At 51.3% G+C, this 15,782-nt stretch carries 12 protein-coding genes; 11 read left to right on the top strand and 1 reads right to left on the bottom strand.

Translation table 11 applies throughout. The features are described from left to right. Nucleotides 1–56: 56 nt before the first annotated feature. A complete protein-coding gene (locus tag VGN67_RS09840) occupies nucleotides 57–1,943 on the top strand; it encodes a malate synthase (RefSeq protein ID WP_327486643.1) in 1,887 nt (628 codons plus the stop codon). 124 nt (nucleotides 1,944–2,067) lie between these two features. Here the strand turns inward: VGN67_RS09840 and VGN67_RS09835 are convergent, their stop codons facing one another. Beyond that, the gene (locus VGN67_RS09835; protein ID WP_327486642.1) at nucleotides 2,068–2,937 is read right to left on the bottom strand and encodes an AraC family transcriptional regulator; all 870 of its coding nucleotides are present in this window, start codon (nucleotides 2,935–2,937) and stop codon (nucleotides 2,068–2,070) included. Nucleotides 2,938–3,066: 129 nt separating this feature from the next. Between VGN67_RS09835 and VGN67_RS09830 the strand changes: the two genes are divergently transcribed. The 10 genes from VGN67_RS09830 to VGN67_RS09785 all read left to right on the top strand — a co-directional run bounded on the left by VGN67_RS09830 (nucleotide 3,067) and on the right by VGN67_RS09785 (nucleotide 15,712). Beyond that, nucleotides 3,067–3,879, top strand: a complete 813-nt coding sequence (locus VGN67_RS09830; RefSeq protein ID WP_327486641.1) for a sugar phosphate isomerase/epimerase family protein — start codon at nucleotides 3,067–3,069, stop codon at nucleotides 3,877–3,879. Nucleotides 3,880–3,972: 93 nt separating this feature from the next. Next, nucleotides 3,973–4,812: a phosphogluconate dehydrogenase C-terminal domain-containing protein gene (locus VGN67_RS09825; protein ID WP_327486640.1), complete on the top strand. Its 840-nt coding sequence runs from the start codon at nucleotides 3,973–3,975 to the stop codon at nucleotides 4,810–4,812. 154 nt (nucleotides 4,813–4,966) lie between these two features. Then, nucleotides 4,967–6,337, top strand: coding sequence for a glycoside hydrolase family 140 protein (locus tag VGN67_RS09820; RefSeq protein ID WP_327486639.1), 1,371 nt, complete (start codon nucleotides 4,967–4,969; stop codon nucleotides 6,335–6,337). A 112-nt stretch (nucleotides 6,338–6,449) separates the two neighbouring features. After that, complete coding sequence (locus tag VGN67_RS09815; RefSeq protein ID WP_327486638.1) at nucleotides 6,450–7,466, top strand: Gfo/Idh/MocA family oxidoreductase; 1,017 nt, start codon at nucleotides 6,450–6,452, stop codon at nucleotides 7,464–7,466. A 100-nt stretch (nucleotides 7,467–7,566) separates the two neighbouring features. Beyond that, complete coding sequence (locus tag VGN67_RS09810; RefSeq protein ID WP_327486637.1) at nucleotides 7,567–9,033, top strand: sugar ABC transporter ATP-binding protein; 1,467 nt, start codon at nucleotides 7,567–7,569, stop codon at nucleotides 9,031–9,033. Nucleotides 9,034–9,038: 5 nt separating this feature from the next. Next, nucleotides 9,039–10,067 carry an ABC transporter permease gene (locus VGN67_RS09805; RefSeq protein WP_327486636.1) on the top strand — a complete coding sequence of 343 codons (1,029 nt, stop codon included), beginning with the start codon at nucleotides 9,039–9,041 and terminating at the stop codon, nucleotides 10,065–10,067. Nucleotides 10,068–10,311: 244 nt separating this feature from the next. After that, nucleotides 10,312–11,337, top strand: coding sequence for a substrate-binding domain-containing protein (locus tag VGN67_RS09800; RefSeq protein ID WP_327486635.1), 1,026 nt, complete (start codon nucleotides 10,312–10,314; stop codon nucleotides 11,335–11,337). Between the two features lie 94 nt (nucleotides 11,338–11,431). After that, entirely contained in the window at nucleotides 11,432–13,213 is a 1,782-nt protein-coding gene (locus VGN67_RS09795) for a hypothetical protein (protein WP_327486634.1), read from the top strand. Between the two features lie 113 nt (nucleotides 13,214–13,326). Further along, entirely contained in the window at nucleotides 13,327–13,938 is a 612-nt protein-coding gene (locus VGN67_RS09790; RefSeq protein WP_327486633.1) for an inorganic pyrophosphatase, read from the top strand. Nucleotides 13,939–14,116: 178 nt separating this feature from the next. Then, nucleotides 14,117–15,712 carry a peptide chain release factor 3 gene (locus VGN67_RS09785; protein WP_327486632.1) on the top strand — a complete coding sequence of 532 codons (1,596 nt, stop codon included), beginning with the start codon at nucleotides 14,117–14,119 and terminating at the stop codon, nucleotides 15,710–15,712. The last annotated feature ends 70 nt before the right edge of the window (nucleotides 15,713–15,782 follow it).

Below are 15,782 nucleotides of genomic sequence, written 5' to 3'. Positions count from 1 at the left end.
ATACGCTGAAAGAAACGCAAAACAGGTAAATAAACTTTCATCCATTTCCCCAAAGAATGAACCAATCTATCCTCATTAACGGAAATTTACAGGAAGAGTACAGCGACATCTATACCCCCGAGGCACTAGCCGCCCTAAAAGCGTTAGCACCCTTCAACCAAGAAATAAAAGAAGCAATGTCGGCCCGCATCGAGCGCCGGGCCCAACGGGCGGAACAGAAACAGAGAATCACTTTTTTAGACCCTGAAAGTACCATACCCCGAACGAGTATTAAAGTACAGGATGCGCGGGATGGAAAATTTGAGGGAGCGGCCATTCCGGCCGATTTGCAACGGCAGTGGATTCAGGGTACCGGTCCCGCGGCCAAGCCCAATGCCCCGCTGGAAAGCAGCATCAGGAACGTGGCGTATGCCTTGCTGTCGGGAGCCGATGGCTGGATGTTTGATGGCGAAGATGCGCTTGGCCAAATCGCGACCATGTCGCTGGACAACCAGCGGAATCTAAAACTGGCGATTAAAAAAGACTCCGTATTTCTGCAGGCCGCCGAAAAAGTGGCGGGTGAAATAAACCAGTGGGCGCAGGGCTTCTTTGGAAAAAAGCTTATTGAAGACTGGCAGAAACAACTGGACTTTACCACCGTCATTTTCCGGGCACGGGGCCTGCACCTCGACGACCGCCACCTGCGTGATGCCGATGGCGTGGCTATGGCTGCCTCGGTAGTGGATGCCACCCTGTACGTAGTTAATAATTACCAGGAGCTCCAGAAGAAGGGGTCTTCGCTGGTGTTGTATTTGCCTAAAATCCAGACCGCTGGGGAAGCGGCCCTTTGGAATGACCTGTTGGCAGCCCTGGAAACGCACCTTGGCCTGCCCGTAGGTACCATTAAAGTATACGTACTGGTCGAACAACTGGAAGCCACCCATCAGTTGATGGAAATCCGGGCCGCCCTAGGCAAGCATTTTGTGGGCTATAACACCGGTCGCTGGGACTATATCAACAGCGTATCCGACGCCATGGCTTGGGACAACACCTTTATCAATCCGGACATTGAGGCCATTACCATGACCTACGGATACATGCGTAACTACGAAAACCGGGTTCGCTGCGCAGTCAATACGCCTGACATCCATGGGAACTTCGCCCTTTGGCAAGGCGGCATGGAGCCCAACATACCCGTTGGCTCTACGGAGGGAGTAGCTGCAAGTATGAAAAAAGCGGTGGCTGGAGCCGAACGCGAACAGCGCGAAGGCGCGAGTGGCAAGTGGGTAGCGCACTGGAAAATGGTTCATATCGTACGACCTGTCTGGGAAAAAGTGGGCGAAGCCAATCAGGCCGGCCGGGAGTTTCCGAAGTTAACCTATACCCAACCCGATGCCGATGGCCTGATTCTGATCGAGGAAGCCCCCACTACCATCCGCGGGGCCCGCAACTTGCTGAGCGTGGCCCTACAGTACGGCAACGCCTTTGGACAGGGAATGCAGGCTGCGGCCCTCAAAGCCGCCGACTTTTTTGGCAATGACGATATTCTCTACCTCATGGAAGACATGGCTACGGGCGAAATCCGGCTCAGTATCCTTTGGGAATGGGTACAAAAAGGAGCCACTCTGACCGAAGCCGACGCGCCTACCGGAACGAGGGCAGGCGATACGTTTACAGCTGAATTATTCAAAAAATTATTTGTGGAAGAATATGAAAAACTGCTGAAAGCAGGAAACAAAGATGTATTTGACGATTCAAAAACTTCCACCTTGCCCATTTCAAAAGAGATTGTCCTGGCGTATGTGTTGAGTGAGCATAAATTCCCCTGGTTTATTGATTTTTTGAATATTAACCTTAATAATACCGATCTGGAAGAGGCGAAACGTCGGATTGATTTGTACAGGAATCGGTTTATTGAGGAGGGCGAACGGGTTACGGAGAATTTGGATTTTGTGGTAGAGTAGGGCGTGTTATAGGTTTATTTGATTCAGAGCAATTTTCTTATATCTGTTTCTGTGGAGAGGAAGATTTGTAGTCCTACGCACAACAGCACAAGTTTTATTATGCAGGCCCGGTACTTTTTGCCCGTTACTTCTTCGCCGCCACCCAGTGCCGGTACTTCTGCGGCGATAGCTGCATGACTTCCTTAAACTGACGATTAAAATACGACAGGCTGTTAAAACCCGCCTCGAAGCAGGCTTCGGTGACGGTGTAGTTGGGCTTCTGCAGGAGCTTGCAGGCGTAGGCGATTCGGATTTCGTTGAGGTAGCGAGTGAAGGGTTTGAGGGTGCGGCTCTTGAAGTACCTACAGAAGGCCGTTTCGCTCATGTTGGCGATGGCGGCCACGTCGGCAATGGTGATGCGCTCGGTAAAGTGGCGATACACGTACTGGTTGATCTGCCACATGCGCTCCTCGTCGCGGCTGTGGTCAAAGTAGTAGCCCTGATGGGTGAGGTAGTCAAAGTCGGCCGTTTCTGAAAGCGTCAGGAGTACGTTCAGCAACTCCATCAACTTGCGGCTGTCGGGCTGGTCTGGCGTGCACCTAAGTACTTCTGCAACCTTATGGGAGGCCCGCCTGCCAAACCGGACACCCCGCCGAGCCCGGTCAAAGAGCTGTTTCAGGCCCTGTAGCTCCGGGCTGTTGATAAATGCTTCGCCCAAAAAACATTCCGTAAACTGGATGATAAGCCCGAAGGGACGGGCAGCCGGGTACTGCTGCGTGTACTCACTGTGCGGCTGCAGCACGTGCGGGAAGTTAGCGCCCAGCAGTACTACTTCGCCCTCCTCAAACTCCCCGAAGCCGTCGCCCATTACGCCACTTACTTTCCCTTCGATGAAATAAATCAGTTCCAGTTCCGGGTGGTAGTGCCAGCGGGTTGTCAGGTCAAAGGGCTCCCACTTAAAGATAAATGAGCGGTTGGCCTGCGGGTTAATAAGTCGGTAGGAAGGGGAGAGCATTGGTAGTATACTAACGATATAGTAATCCAAAGTACCTAATCTTGCTAAAATACTTCAACTATTCGTAAGAAAAGACGTAGCATCTGAGTCAATAGGAGTGGATATTTGCATAATAAAATTCAGATTATTTTGGACTTAGGCCTAAGTACCTATTCATTTCCCTGGGCGGTGGGTGTACCCGGTTCCTTACCCGAGCACCCGATGACCCCGGTTGAGCTGGTGGAGCAGGCGGCTACGTACGGACTCAGGTACTTACAGTTCGGCGACAACCTGCCCCTCCACCAGCTTTCGGAAGAGGATCTGGAGCAATTGATACAGAGAGCGGAGGCCGCAGGAATACAGCTGGAAGTAGGTACCCGACGGCTGTCGGTGGATAACATAACCCGGTACCTGACCATAGCCGCGCGCTGCCGGTCGCCTTTCCTGCGGGTAGTCATGGACGACGGCGGCTACGAGCCGGAAAAGGAGGAGGTAATCAGGATTATCAACGAATTATTGCCCCACCTCAAAGAATCCAACGTAGTACTTGCCATCGAAAACCACGACCGTTTTCCGGTACGCGAGATTGAAGAAATAATAAAAGCGACCAGTACCGAATGGGTGGGGGTATGTCTGGATACGGCTAACTCGCTGGGTGCTGGAGAGGGGGTACGGGAAGTAGTAGAAGTACTGGCGCCCTATACCGTCAATCTGCACATCAAGGATATTATTATCCGGCGGGTCAGCCACAAAATGGGCTTTACGGTGGAGGGCAGCGCGGCCGGTAAGGGAATGCTACCCATTCCCTGGATTATAGAGCAACTCAGCCGACACAGTCGCTGCCGGACCGTCACGCTGGAACTCTGGTCTAACCCGCAAAGTACCCTGGACGGTACCTTGAAAACGGAAGCCCGGATGGTGGAGGAAAGTATTGAGTATTTAAAAGCAGTAGGCTGTACGTAGTAGGCTATATGCTTTCATTGACTTGCGGGACTATGCGACCTTAAAAAAAGAAAAAACTAACAGCTATCAGCTAATACCTAACAACTATTAATTATGAGCAAGACTAAAGTGGCCCTGATCGGTGCCGGAGGTAAAATGGGATGCAGGTTAGTGGACAACTTCCTGAAGTACGACCAGTACGCGGTAGACTGTGTGGAAATAGGCGAGCGGGGTATTCAAAACCTGGCCGAGCGGGGTGTATTAACTGCCAACGCCGAAGTTACGGTACCCGAAGCGGACGTGGTGATCCTGGCGGTACCCGACGTGACCATTGGGCAGATTTCCCAACAGATTATCCCTCAGATGAAGGCTAACGCCCTGGTGATGACGCTGGACCCGGCCGCCCCGCTGGATGGTGTGATTGCGCACCGCGACGACCTGGGCTACGTGATTGCGCACCCCTGTCACCCATCTATCTTCAACTGGGAGCCGACCGAGCAGGCCTTCCGGGACTTCTATGGTGGTATTTCGGCCAAGCAATCGATCGTAGTGGCCCTGATGCACGGCAACGAAGAACACTACCAGCTGGGTGAAAAAGTAGCGCAGGATATGTACGCACCCATCGATAAAACGCACCGCATTACGCTGGAGCAGATGGCGATCCTCGAGCCGGCCATGGTAGAAACCCTGGCGCAGACTTGCATGGAAGTAGTAAAAGAAGGTTACGACCGCATTATAGAACTGGGTCTACCTGAAGCCGCCGCCCGCGATTTTGTACTGGGTCACCTGCGTATCCAGATCGCAGTCCTTTTCAAGGAAGTAAATGGTACGTTCTCCGATGCCGCCTACAAGATCAGCAAGCGGGCCAAGCCACTCATTTTCCGCGAGGGCTGGCAGAAAATATTTGAGATGGATGATATCAAAGAGCAGGTACGGGACATTACCAATAAATAGCTGGTAGTTATTAGTTTTTAGGCTAGCATTAAAAGGCTTTCTGATTGCTATTTTCATCTGATAGTTGTCGTGCTTTCGTTAGAATGAACGAGTGAGAACTTGCTCAAATGTACGCCAGGTACTTAGGTAAATGTTTTAACCACTATTCCAAAAAATGAAAAGTAAAATTGCTTTTATACTCCTTTACAGCTGGCTTGCCCTACCATGCTTTGCTCAGTTAAAAGTAAGTGATAATAAGCGGTACCTGGTCACTCAGGACGGCAAGCCATTCTTCTGGCTGGGCGATACCGCCTGGGAACTGTTCCACCGCCTCAACCGCGAGGAAGCCGACCGCTACCTGAAGAACCGGGCCGACAAAGGCTTTACGGTGATACAGGCCGTGGCGCTGGCCGAACTGGATGGTTTGAACACCCCCAATCCGTACGGTGAAGTACCCCTGGAAAACAATGACCCTACCAAACCCCGCGAGGCATACTTCCAGCACGTGGATTATGTTATTGACAAAGCGGCTTCGATGGGATTACACATTGCCCTGCTCCCTACCTGGGGCGACAAGTTGTTTAAAAGTACCTGGGGGAAAGGCCCCGAAATATTCACGCCCAGCAACGCCAAGGCCTACGGGAAGTACCTGGGCAACCGCTACAAAAACCGGAAGAATATTATCTGGATCATGGGCGGTGACCGCAATCCCCGCGACAATAGTCAGGACGTAGAGGTATGGCGGGCTATGGCTGACGGCGTAGCCGAAGGAGTAGGAGGACATAACCAGGCGCTGATGTCCTACCACCCCCAGCCAAACAGCTTAGAAGACGCGGGTTCGGCTAAGTGGTTTCACAACGACGCCTGGCTGGACTTCAACATGTTTCAGACCGGCCACTGCCGGGAGAACAATGTATGGGACCGCGTACAGGTAGCCTACAACAAAACACCCATCAAGCCCGTAGTAGACGGCGAAACGCTGTACGAAGACCACCCGGTATGTTTCAATGCCAAGGATCTGGGTACCTCCAGCGCCTACGACATTCGCAAGCACGCCTACCTGGACCTGTTTGCCGGTGCCTTCGGACACACCTACGGGTCCCACGATATCTGGCAGATGTACGGTCCTGGTCGTCAGGCTGTCAACAGCCCGCATTTCTACTGGTACGATGCCCTGGACTTGCCGGGAGCTGCGCAGATGACCTACGTGCGTCGCCTGATGGAGTCGCGCCCCATACTGGACCGCGTACCCGACCAGAGCCTTCTCACAAACGCCCGCGAGGCGCATGATCGCATACAGGCTACCCGTGGTAAGGATTACCTCTTTGTGTATACTACGCAGGGGAAAGACTTTACCGTAAATATGGGTAAGATATCGGGCCAGAACCTGAAAGCAACCTGGTATAATCCTAAGAACGGCGAAACCAAAGAGGGGGAGACGGTAGAAAACAAGGGTCAGAAGAAATTTACCCCTCCCAGCAACGGCTACGGACAAGACTGGGTACTGGTACTTGACGATGTGTCTAAAAACTATCCTAAACCCTGAAAGCAGGAAAAGGAGCGGAAGGTACTTTCCATGGGTAAACCATCCGCTCCTTTTCCTTTTTTTTACTACAACTCTGAATACCTCTACTTTTTGAGGAGAATAAAAATCAAACATGAAAAAACTGCGCTTTGCGGTATTGGGTACCGGGTTCTGGGCTAACTACCAGATTCCCGCCTGGCAGGAACTGGAAGGCGTAGAGTTGGTGGCCGTGTACAATCGTACCCGCTCCAAAGCCGAAACCATCGCCAAACGCTTCGGGGTACCCCGGGTATACGACGATGTGACCGAACTACTACAGCAAGAGGAACTGGATTTCGTCGATATCATTACCGATGTAGATACGCATCCCGTGTTTGTAAAGCTGGCGGCGGAGCGGGGACTGGATGTGATTTGCCAGAAACCCATGGCTTCTTCGTTGAATCAGGCCCAGGCTATGGTGGATGGCTGTCGGCAAGCCGGAGTGAAGTTATTTATTCACGAAAATTTCCGCTGGCAGGCGCCCATCCGGGCGGTAAAAAAGGCTATTGACTCCGGAGTGATTGGTCGGCCTTTCAAGGCCCGCGTTTCATTTTGCTCGGGCTTTCCGGTGTTTGAGAATCAACCCTTCCTGGCCGAGTTGGAACAGTTTATCCTGACCGACATTGGTTCGCATGTACTGGATGTGTGCCGCTTTTTGTTCGGGGAAGCCAAGAGTTTATACTGTCTGGCCAAAAGGGTGAATCCAAAAATAAAAGGAGAAGACGTCGCCAACGTGCTGATGGAAATGGAGAGCGGCCTGCACTGCTATGCCGAAATGTCCTACGCATCCATTCTGGAAAAAGAAGCTTTCCCACAGACGCTGGTATTGGTAGAAGGGGAGAAGGGCTCCATCTGGCTGACAAATGATTTTGAATTAAAGGTAACAACACGTGAAGGTACTACCTCAGAGTTCATCAAGCCCGACCTGTATTCCTGGGTGGATATGGACTATGCCGTGGTCCATTCCAGTATCGTAGACTGCAACCGCGATATCCTGAACGGACTACGCGGAGGCACTTCCGAAACAACGGGCGAGGATAATTTCCGGACTATGCAGCTCGTATGGGGCAGCTACCAGTCGGCGGCGGAGGGTAGGGTACTTATTCTATAAAATTAATATAAACCGCTGAGGTACGTGAGTTAGGGCACAGAGTAAAAGTGAGTTCTAACTCTGTGCAGTACTCTTAAATACTCGGTGATAAAAAGTTACTATGCTTCATCTGGAGAACATATCGAAAAGCTTTCCTGGTGTCAAGGCGCTGGATGGTGTTTCTCTGGAATTTAAAGCCGGAGAAGTACATGCCGTATGCGGGGAGAATGGCGCCGGCAAAAGTACCCTGATGAACATTATTACCGGCAACTACCAGCCCGATGGAGGGCGGCTGGTATGGAACGGAGAGGAAATCCATATTCCGGATGTGCAGCACGGACAGCGCCTGGGTATCAGTATCGTATACCAGGAACGAAGCCTGGTAGATTCGTTAAGTGTTGCCGAGAATATTTATCCCATTAACAAGCCAAAGTACCGGTGGGGCATTATCAACTATCCCGCTCTATATCAGAATACTCAGCAGCTACTCAACCGGCTGCAACTGAATGAATTCTCGCCAAAAACATTAGTGAGTTCATTATCTCCTGCTCAGAAGCAGATGGTAGAAATAGCCAAAGCGCTGGCTATGAACCCACAACTCCTGATTCTGGACGAACCTACCGCCTCCATCACCGAGCGCGAAACCAGACTACTCTTTGAGATTATCAAACGGCTAAAAGAAGAGGGCGTAGCTATTATCTACATCTCCCACCGCATGGCCGAAATCCGGGAGATTGCCGACCGCGTATCGGTACTGAAGGATGGGAAGTACCAGGGGACTGTCGTCAGCCGTGATACGACGATTGATACTATTATCAGATTGATGGTGGGACGGGATATGACCCATAAAGTATATGCCTCCAATGCGGCCGGGGAAGTGGTGCTATCGGTACGAAATCTTTCGGGGGCCGGTTTTCAGAATGTAAACTTTCAATTGAACAAAGGAGAAATACTGGGCTTTGCCGGTCTGGTGGGAGCGGGCCGGACTGAGGTAGCTAAGGCCCTATTCGGAGCTAATCCGATATTGAGTGGAGAGGTCATTCTGCGGGATGAAACCGTGCAGATAAATCACCCTTCGGAGGCCATTGGCCTGGGTATCGCCTACGTACCCGAAGACCGTAAGCTATCAGGGCTTTTTCTGGAAAAAACCATTGCCGAAAACATTGCTTCGGCCCGTCTGCAGGACCTGTTCTACGAAGAGGACGCTACGGTAAGTACTGCACAGGTACTTCAACAGCAACTGGGTATCCGTACGCCTTCGGTCCGCAATAAGGTCATGAAGCTCAGCGGCGGAAATCAGCAGAAGGTAGTACTGGCCAAGTGGCTGAACACCCAGCCCCAGATCCTGATGGTAGATGAACCCACACATGGGGTGGACGTGGGGGCCAAGAGCGAGATTTACGATATACTCAAAACGCTGACCGCCGAAGGTAAAAGCATCATCATGATTTCGAGCGAACTACCCGAACTCCTGACGATGGCGGACCGGATAGCGGTGATGCACGAAGGCAGGCTGGTGACCATCCTAAATAAAGAAGAGGCCTCCGAAGAAAAAATCATTCAAATTGCCTCCGGGCAAAACGTATAACAGGAATGGAACAACTGGAATCAAGCGTATCCACAAAGAATAAACCCAGCCAAACCGGAAGTACCGGAAACAGCCTGATGGCCGAACGCCTGCAGGACCGTGTCTTTACCCTGGGCGTAACTACACTGCTGCTTTGTATTGTCATGTCGGTAGTATTTCCTGACCAGTTTCCAAGGGTCGAAAACCTTTCTCAGCTGCTGCTCAACCTCTCCGTTGATACCATCGTGGCCGTGGGTATGATGGTGCTGATGATTGCGGGGATGTTTGATTTATCGGTAGGTTCGGTTGTGGCTTTTTCGGGCGGCATGGCCGGGTACCTGATGTACTACCAGCATACCAATTTTCTGGTCGCAATACTGGCCGGTCTGGCGGGGGCGTTAGTGATTGGGTTTGTCAACGGGGTACTTATCGCCAAGGCGCGCATTAATCCCATGATTCAGACCCTGGCCATGATGGGTATCGTACGGGGCTTTGCCCTGATGCTGAGCGGTGCCGGTATCCAGAACTTCCCCTACGAATTTATCTACATCGGGCAGTCGAAGCTACTGGGCCTTCAGGCCCCCATCTGGTACATGCTGGCGACGGTACTTATTTTTAGCTTCCTGGTCAATCGCACTACCTTCTTCCGTAAATACTACTTCATCGGCGGCAACGAAAAAGCGGCTGAACTTTCGGGTATTAATGTGAATAAGATGAAAATCTGGGCCTTTGTAATTTCGGCCACGCTGGCGGGTATAGCGGGCATCCTGCTGGCCTCGCGGCTGGGGGCGGCCCTTTCTACTTCGGGTCGGGGGCTGGAGCTGCGGGTAATTACCGCCGTGATCCTGGGCGGCGCGAGTCTGTCGGGTGGACACGGCAAGATCTGGGGCGCTTTTCTGGGGGCCCTGTTCATGGCCATTGTGAATAATGCCCTTATTATCGGTCGGGTATCCGGGTACTGGCAGGAGGTAATCCTGGGAATTATTCTGATAGCTGCGGTAGGGATTGATCAGTGGCTGATCCGGCGGTCGGAGCGGGTGGGGAAAGTAGTGTAGGATTTTCGATTGCAGATTGTCAAATTATTTAAACGCTTACAATTGGCTTCTAAATAGCCCCAGCGGGGCGATACTTTAGTAGAAATCGCAACAAAAATGATTAAAAAGCCCCGTAGGCGGACGGCCGCTGCCGGGCGACACCTTAGTAGAAGCACAAACAAGAAAGTACCATCCACCCTTTCAGCCCCAGCGGGGCGATACCATTTTTCTTCAAAATCATTGATAGCTATTTTACTTTATATAAATGAAAAGATTACTTGCCATAGCCTTACTACTAAGTACCCTCACCGGCTGCGAACCACCGCCGCGGGCGGGGTCGGTGGCATCGTCGGATACACTGGGCGCGGAAAAATTTAATACGGCCGACGAGGTTTCACCTAACGAGGAGTACGTGATGGTCACGACGGCCATTAACCTGCCGCTGTTTGTCAACCACGATCAGGCGGCTTTTCTGGAATGGGGAAAAAAAATGGGGGTACGTACTACTATCCTCGGTCCGTCGGAATGGGACGTGCCCGCGCAGATCGCGACCATCGAACAGGTGATACCTTCCAGACCGGCCGGTCTGCTCATCAATGGTACCGACCCCGGCATTGCGCAGGCTATTAATAAAGCCGTGGAAGCGGGCATCCCGACGGTGGTATACGACTCGGAGATTTCCAATTCTAAACGCCACTCTTTTATTGGTAGCAATTGGTACGAAATGGGCCGCCTACAGGGTGAACGCATGGCTCAGTTGATTGGTGGTAAAGGGAAAGTAGCCGTGATGGGAATATTGGGTATGGAAAATATGGAAGCCGGATTCAAGGGGTTTCAGGATGCCATTGCCAAGTACCCAAACATCGAATTTCTGGGCAAGTACGACGACAAAGCAAACGTAGAAACCGCCGCCAAAATAGCCGCCGATATCATTGCAGCCAATCCGGACCTGGCGGGTATGGGCGGCTTCGACTCCAACTCCGGCCCGGGTATGGCGCTGGCAGTGAAGGAGGCTGGTAAAGTAGGTAAGATCAAACTGACTACCGTGGATGCCGAGCCGGAACACCTGCAACTGGTAAAGGAAGGCGTGATTGATTACCTGGTGGGGCAGAAGCGCGAACTTTTTACCTACCTGGGCGCTCAAATGCTGTTTGATATGCGTCACAAAACAGTACAGCTGTCGGCCAATGATTCCCGGGCGGGCGTGGTACCTATCCCCTCCACCGTCACCACCGGGTCGGTGGAGATTGACAAAAACAACGTGGATATTTTCCTGCTGTCGCCTCAGTAAAGTTTATTTTCTATTGATTTCTAAATGTCCTTACTTAGGCACCCGTGGCACGGTTCCAAACCGTGCCACGGGTTTAATACCTGATACTTGAAACATGGAGCATACCCCCTACTTTGGTACCAACGAGCCTTTGCCCCCGAGCCGACTCCTAAAAGCGGGTGAACTCTTCTGCCTGCACGAAAACGGAAATCTTCGCTACATCCGTATTGGAAAAACCGAAGTACTACGGATGATTTACTCGGCAGTACGGGACGCTGATTGGCAAACGGCTCCTTACCAGATTGAAAACGAGGTAGTGGAAGTGCATCCTGATAGTTTCCGGATTAGCTACACGGCCCACTACGAGATGGGGGAAGTACAGTATAAAGGTACCTTTCTGATCGAAGGAAAAGCCGACAGTAGCCTCACGTTCCGGTTGGAAGGCGAAGCCCTGAGTGATTTCCAGCGCAACCGCATTGGTATCTGTGTGTTGCATCCCATAACCGAATGTCAGGGAAAGCCCGTCCGGATTACCCATCCCGACGGTACTACTGAGGAGCACCACTTTCCGGACGCTATCAGCCCGCACCAGCCTTTCTTTTCTATCCAGAAAATGGAGTGGCCGGTAACGGAGGGCGTGGAGGCGGAATTGCTTTTCGCCGGTGATGTGTTTGAAACCGAAGACCAGCGCAACTGGACCGACGATTCCTACAAAACCTACAGTACGCCACTGGACCTACCCAAACCGGTACTGGTAAAAATGGGGGATACCATTCGGCAGGAAGTTGAACTGAAAATAGTCGTAGCCGGGGAGGTACCTTTGGGGGAGTTGGATGAAACAATAAGGTTTGAATTGGGAGAAAAAGTACCGTTTCCGCAACTTGGTTATGCCCGCTCTACGACCCGGGAAGTACTCACCGACCCGCAGCTGAATTGGCTTCGGCAGTTGCCTTTTGACCACTATCGGGTCGAGGTAAAGCTGTACGAAGACTGGGAAGCCGGATTAAGTCTGGCTGCTAACGAGGCCCGGCAGCTGGGAGTACCTTTGGAAGTAATCTTGTTTTTTGGTGAGGAAACCGAAGAGCAACTTCCCCACTCTATAAGTACCTTCAGGTACCTGGGGGTCCCGTTGGCGTCCATCCTGGTCCTTCACCGCGACTATCCCGCTACGCCCGAAGGTCTCCTAAAACAAGTATATCCTTTAATAAAAGAAACCTTTGCGGAGGTACCCGTTGGCTACGGAACCGACAAGTTTTTTACCGAACTCAACCGCAACCGACCTTCGGCAGAAGTACCCTTTGACTTTATAAGTTATTCGCTTAACCCGCAGGTACACGCCTCGGACACCCGCACGCTGATTGAAAATGCCGGGGCGCAGCAATACACTCTAAGTACTGCCGCCACTTTTTCCAACGATAGGCCCGTGCACGTTTCGCCCGTAACTCTGAAATGGCGGCATTATCCGGATGAAGAAAAAAGTATAGGTACTAACGGGCTGCCTCCTTCGGCAGATGCCCGGCAGTTTACCGGGCTGGCTGCCGCCTGGACGCTGCTTAGCCTTAGGTACCTGAGTGGCGCAGCCCGGATTACCTACTACGAAACAGTGGGTGTAAAGGGGGTACTTCCGGCCGAACCGGCAGGAGAATCTGACCCCGGCTCAGCCGTATTCCACTACCTGAAAATGGTTAAAGATTTTGCTCCTAAATGGATTATAAAGAGTCAGAGTACCCAGCCGCTGCGGGTGGATGGACTGGTACTTGAAAATGCGGAGGGGGAGCGGATGGCCTTTCTGGTGAATTTTGAAGAAAAAGAAAGTACCCTGATTTTTAAAGGAAATGTACCGGCCGTTACGCTTCCGTCTATGTCAATTAAGGTACTTAAACTCGAACCGGAATAAAAATTTACAATAATTTAATGAGTTGCTGCGGGCAGATTGCGTAATTTTCGGCCGGAAAACTAACACTGAAAAAGTAGTGGGAGAAAAAGGTTCTCCTATACTTAGCTGAAACTATGAACGCAAACGTACACAAAGCCCATCCGTGGCACGGTATCCCGATTGGAGAAAAAGCTCCGGAAATTGTCACGGCTTTTATTGAAATTGTCCCCACCGATACGGTAAAGTATGAAATTGACAAGCAGACGGGCTACCTGAAAATTGACCGTCCGCAAAAGTACTCCAACATTGTGCCGGCTCTTTACGGATTTATTCCTAAGACCTACTGCGGTGAGCTTATTGCCGAACTGGCGCAGGAGCGCTCGGGTCGGGAAGTTACCGAAGGCGACGGTGATCCGCTGGATATTTGTGTGTTGTGTGAGAAAATTATTTCGCACGGCGATATTATCTGCGAAGCCCGTCCCATTGGCGGTATCCGTCTGCTGGATGGTGGCGAAGCCGATGATAAAATCATCGCGGTACTGAAAGGTGACGAAGTATACGGTGCTTACAATGACCTGAGCGAAGTACCCGCCAACGTGGTGGAACGCCTGAAACACTACTTCCTGACCTACAAAAATCTGCCGGGCGAAGAAGCCAAGATTGAAATTACCAATGTATACGGCCGCGAGGAAGCGCTGGAGGTAATCCGGACTTCAGTAGAAGATTATAAGCAGTCGTTTTATTGATATTGCCAACCGCTTAGGTTGTAATGGCTCTGCCGACGGCAGAGCCATTTTTTATGCGTATCTTTGCAGAAATTTTAGGTAGCATTCTGGTGTTAGGTAGTTAGGGGTTTGCAGGTTTTTATTTAAAAAAACACATTCTCTCAACCACTCCATCACAATTCACGCATTTAAAAGGTAGATGAGTAATATTCAGGAAATAAAGAAGCGGCGTACGTTCGCGATTATCAGTCACCCCGATGCCGGCAAAACTACGCTGACGGAAAAACTGCTGCTTTTTGGGGGCGCTATCCAGACTGCGGGTGCCGTAAAATCGAATAAGATCAAAAAGACCGCCACTTCCGATTTTATGGAAATTGAGAAGCAGCGGGGTATCTCGGTGGCCACCTCGGTCATGACCTTTGAGTACAAAGACTTACTTATAAATATCCTGGATACACCCGGTCACAAGGATTTCGCCGAAGATACCTACCGTACCCTTACGGCGGTGGATAGCGTAATTCTGGTGGTGGACTGCGTAAAAGGGGTAGAGGAACAAACCGAGCGGTTGATGGAAGTGTGCCGGATGCGCAAAACACCCGTTATCATATTTATCAATAAACTCGACCGCGAAGGACAAAACCCTTTTGACCTGCTCGACGAGCTAGAAACCAAGCTGAACATCCGGGTACGTCCGTTGACCTGGCCCATTAATATGGGTTCCGATTTCAAAGGAGTTTACAGCCTGTTCGAAGAGAAATTATACTTCTTTAAAATCAACAAGACCAAAGTGGAGACCGACGTAGCCGAGGTAAGTTTGGACGACGAGAACCTGGAAACAATGATAGGTGAGCGCGACGCGTACCAGCTGCGCGAAGACGTAGAATTGGTAGATGGTGTATACGATGTTTTCTCGGAAGATGCCTACCAGTCGGGTGACCTTGCTCCGGTGTTTTTTGGCAGTGCCATCAATAACTTTGGGGTAAAAGAACTGCTGGATACCTTCTGTCAGATTTCTCCCACGCCGCAGCCCCGACCAACCGACGCCCGGAAAGTAGCGCCAACCGAGCCCAAGTTCAGCGGTTTTGTTTTCAAGATTCACGCGAACCTGGACCCCCGCCACCGCGACCGCATCGCGTTTTTGCGCATTTGCTCAGGTAAGTTTGAACGTAATAAATTTTACCACCACGTCCGGCTCAACAAGGACGTTCGCTTCGCGAGTCCGTTCAGCTTTATGGCTTCCGATAAGAGTATACTGGAAGAAGGCTTCCCCGGCGACGTGGTAGGTTTGTACGATACCGGCAACTTCAAGATTGGCGACACCCTGACCGAAGGCGAGAACCTGATGTTCTCGGGTATACCCAGCTTTTCTCCCGAAATATTCAAGGAACTCATTAACCTGGACCCTATGAAATCCAAGCAGCTCGACAAGGGGATTCAGCAGCTGACCGACGAGGGAGTAGCGCAGCTGTTTACACTCGACCTGGGTAACCGAAAGATAGTAGGTACCGTGGGAGAGCTGCAGTTTGACGTAATACAGTACCGCCTTGAGCACGAATACGGCGCCAAATGCCGCTGGGTACCCATGAACATTGCCCGTGCCTGCTGGCTCACGGCGGACGACAAGCGCAAACTCGACGAGTTTATCCGGCTAAAAGGCAATCAGATCGCCTTTGACAAAGACCGTAATCCGGTTTTCCTGGCCGAGTCGGAGTGGATGATACGCATGAACCGCGATAATAATCCCGACATTCAGTTTCACTTTACGTCCGAGTTCAAGACCGAGGCAGCGGTGTAAAGCTGTCCAGCTACTAAACCAAAAAAGCCGTAGGGAGAATTCCCTACGGCTTTTTAACTATGCCACATCT

Origin of the sequence: Telluribacter sp. (assembly GCF_035998675.1) — a bacterium.
Classification (GTDB): domain Bacteria; phylum Bacteroidota; class Bacteroidia; order Cytophagales; family Spirosomataceae; genus Telluribacter.
Note: the sequence above shows the minus strand (reverse complement) of the source record. Positions and strands in the feature narration are given on the sequence as shown.

Excerpts from the sequence above, each read along its gene's own strand:
- VGN67_RS09840 (WP_327486643.1), top strand. The coding sequence starts at position 57 with ATGAACCAATCTATCCTCATTAACGGAAATTTACAGGAAGAGTACAGC.
- VGN67_RS09835 (WP_327486642.1), bottom strand. The coding sequence starts at position 2,937 with ATGCTCTCCCCTTCCTACCGACTTATTAACCCGCAGGCCAACCGCTCA.
- VGN67_RS09825 (WP_327486640.1), top strand. The coding sequence starts at position 3,973 with ATGAGCAAGACTAAAGTGGCCCTGATCGGTGCCGGAGGTAAAATGGGA.
- VGN67_RS09820 (WP_327486639.1), top strand. The coding sequence starts at position 4,967 with ATGAAAAGTAAAATTGCTTTTATACTCCTTTACAGCTGGCTTGCCCTA.
- VGN67_RS09815 (WP_327486638.1), top strand. The coding sequence starts at position 6,450 with ATGAAAAAACTGCGCTTTGCGGTATTGGGTACCGGGTTCTGGGCTAAC.
- VGN67_RS09810 (WP_327486637.1), top strand. The coding sequence starts at position 7,567 with ATGCTTCATCTGGAGAACATATCGAAAAGCTTTCCTGGTGTCAAGGCG.
- VGN67_RS09805 (WP_327486636.1), top strand. The coding sequence starts at position 9,039 with ATGGAACAACTGGAATCAAGCGTATCCACAAAGAATAAACCCAGCCAA.
- VGN67_RS09800 (WP_327486635.1), top strand. The coding sequence starts at position 10,312 with ATGAAAAGATTACTTGCCATAGCCTTACTACTAAGTACCCTCACCGGC.
- VGN67_RS09795 (WP_327486634.1), top strand. The coding sequence starts at position 11,432 with ATGGAGCATACCCCCTACTTTGGTACCAACGAGCCTTTGCCCCCGAGC.
- VGN67_RS09790 (WP_327486633.1), top strand. The coding sequence starts at position 13,327 with ATGAACGCAAACGTACACAAAGCCCATCCGTGGCACGGTATCCCGATT.
- VGN67_RS09785 (WP_327486632.1), top strand. The coding sequence starts at position 14,117 with ATGAGTAATATTCAGGAAATAAAGAAGCGGCGTACGTTCGCGATTATC.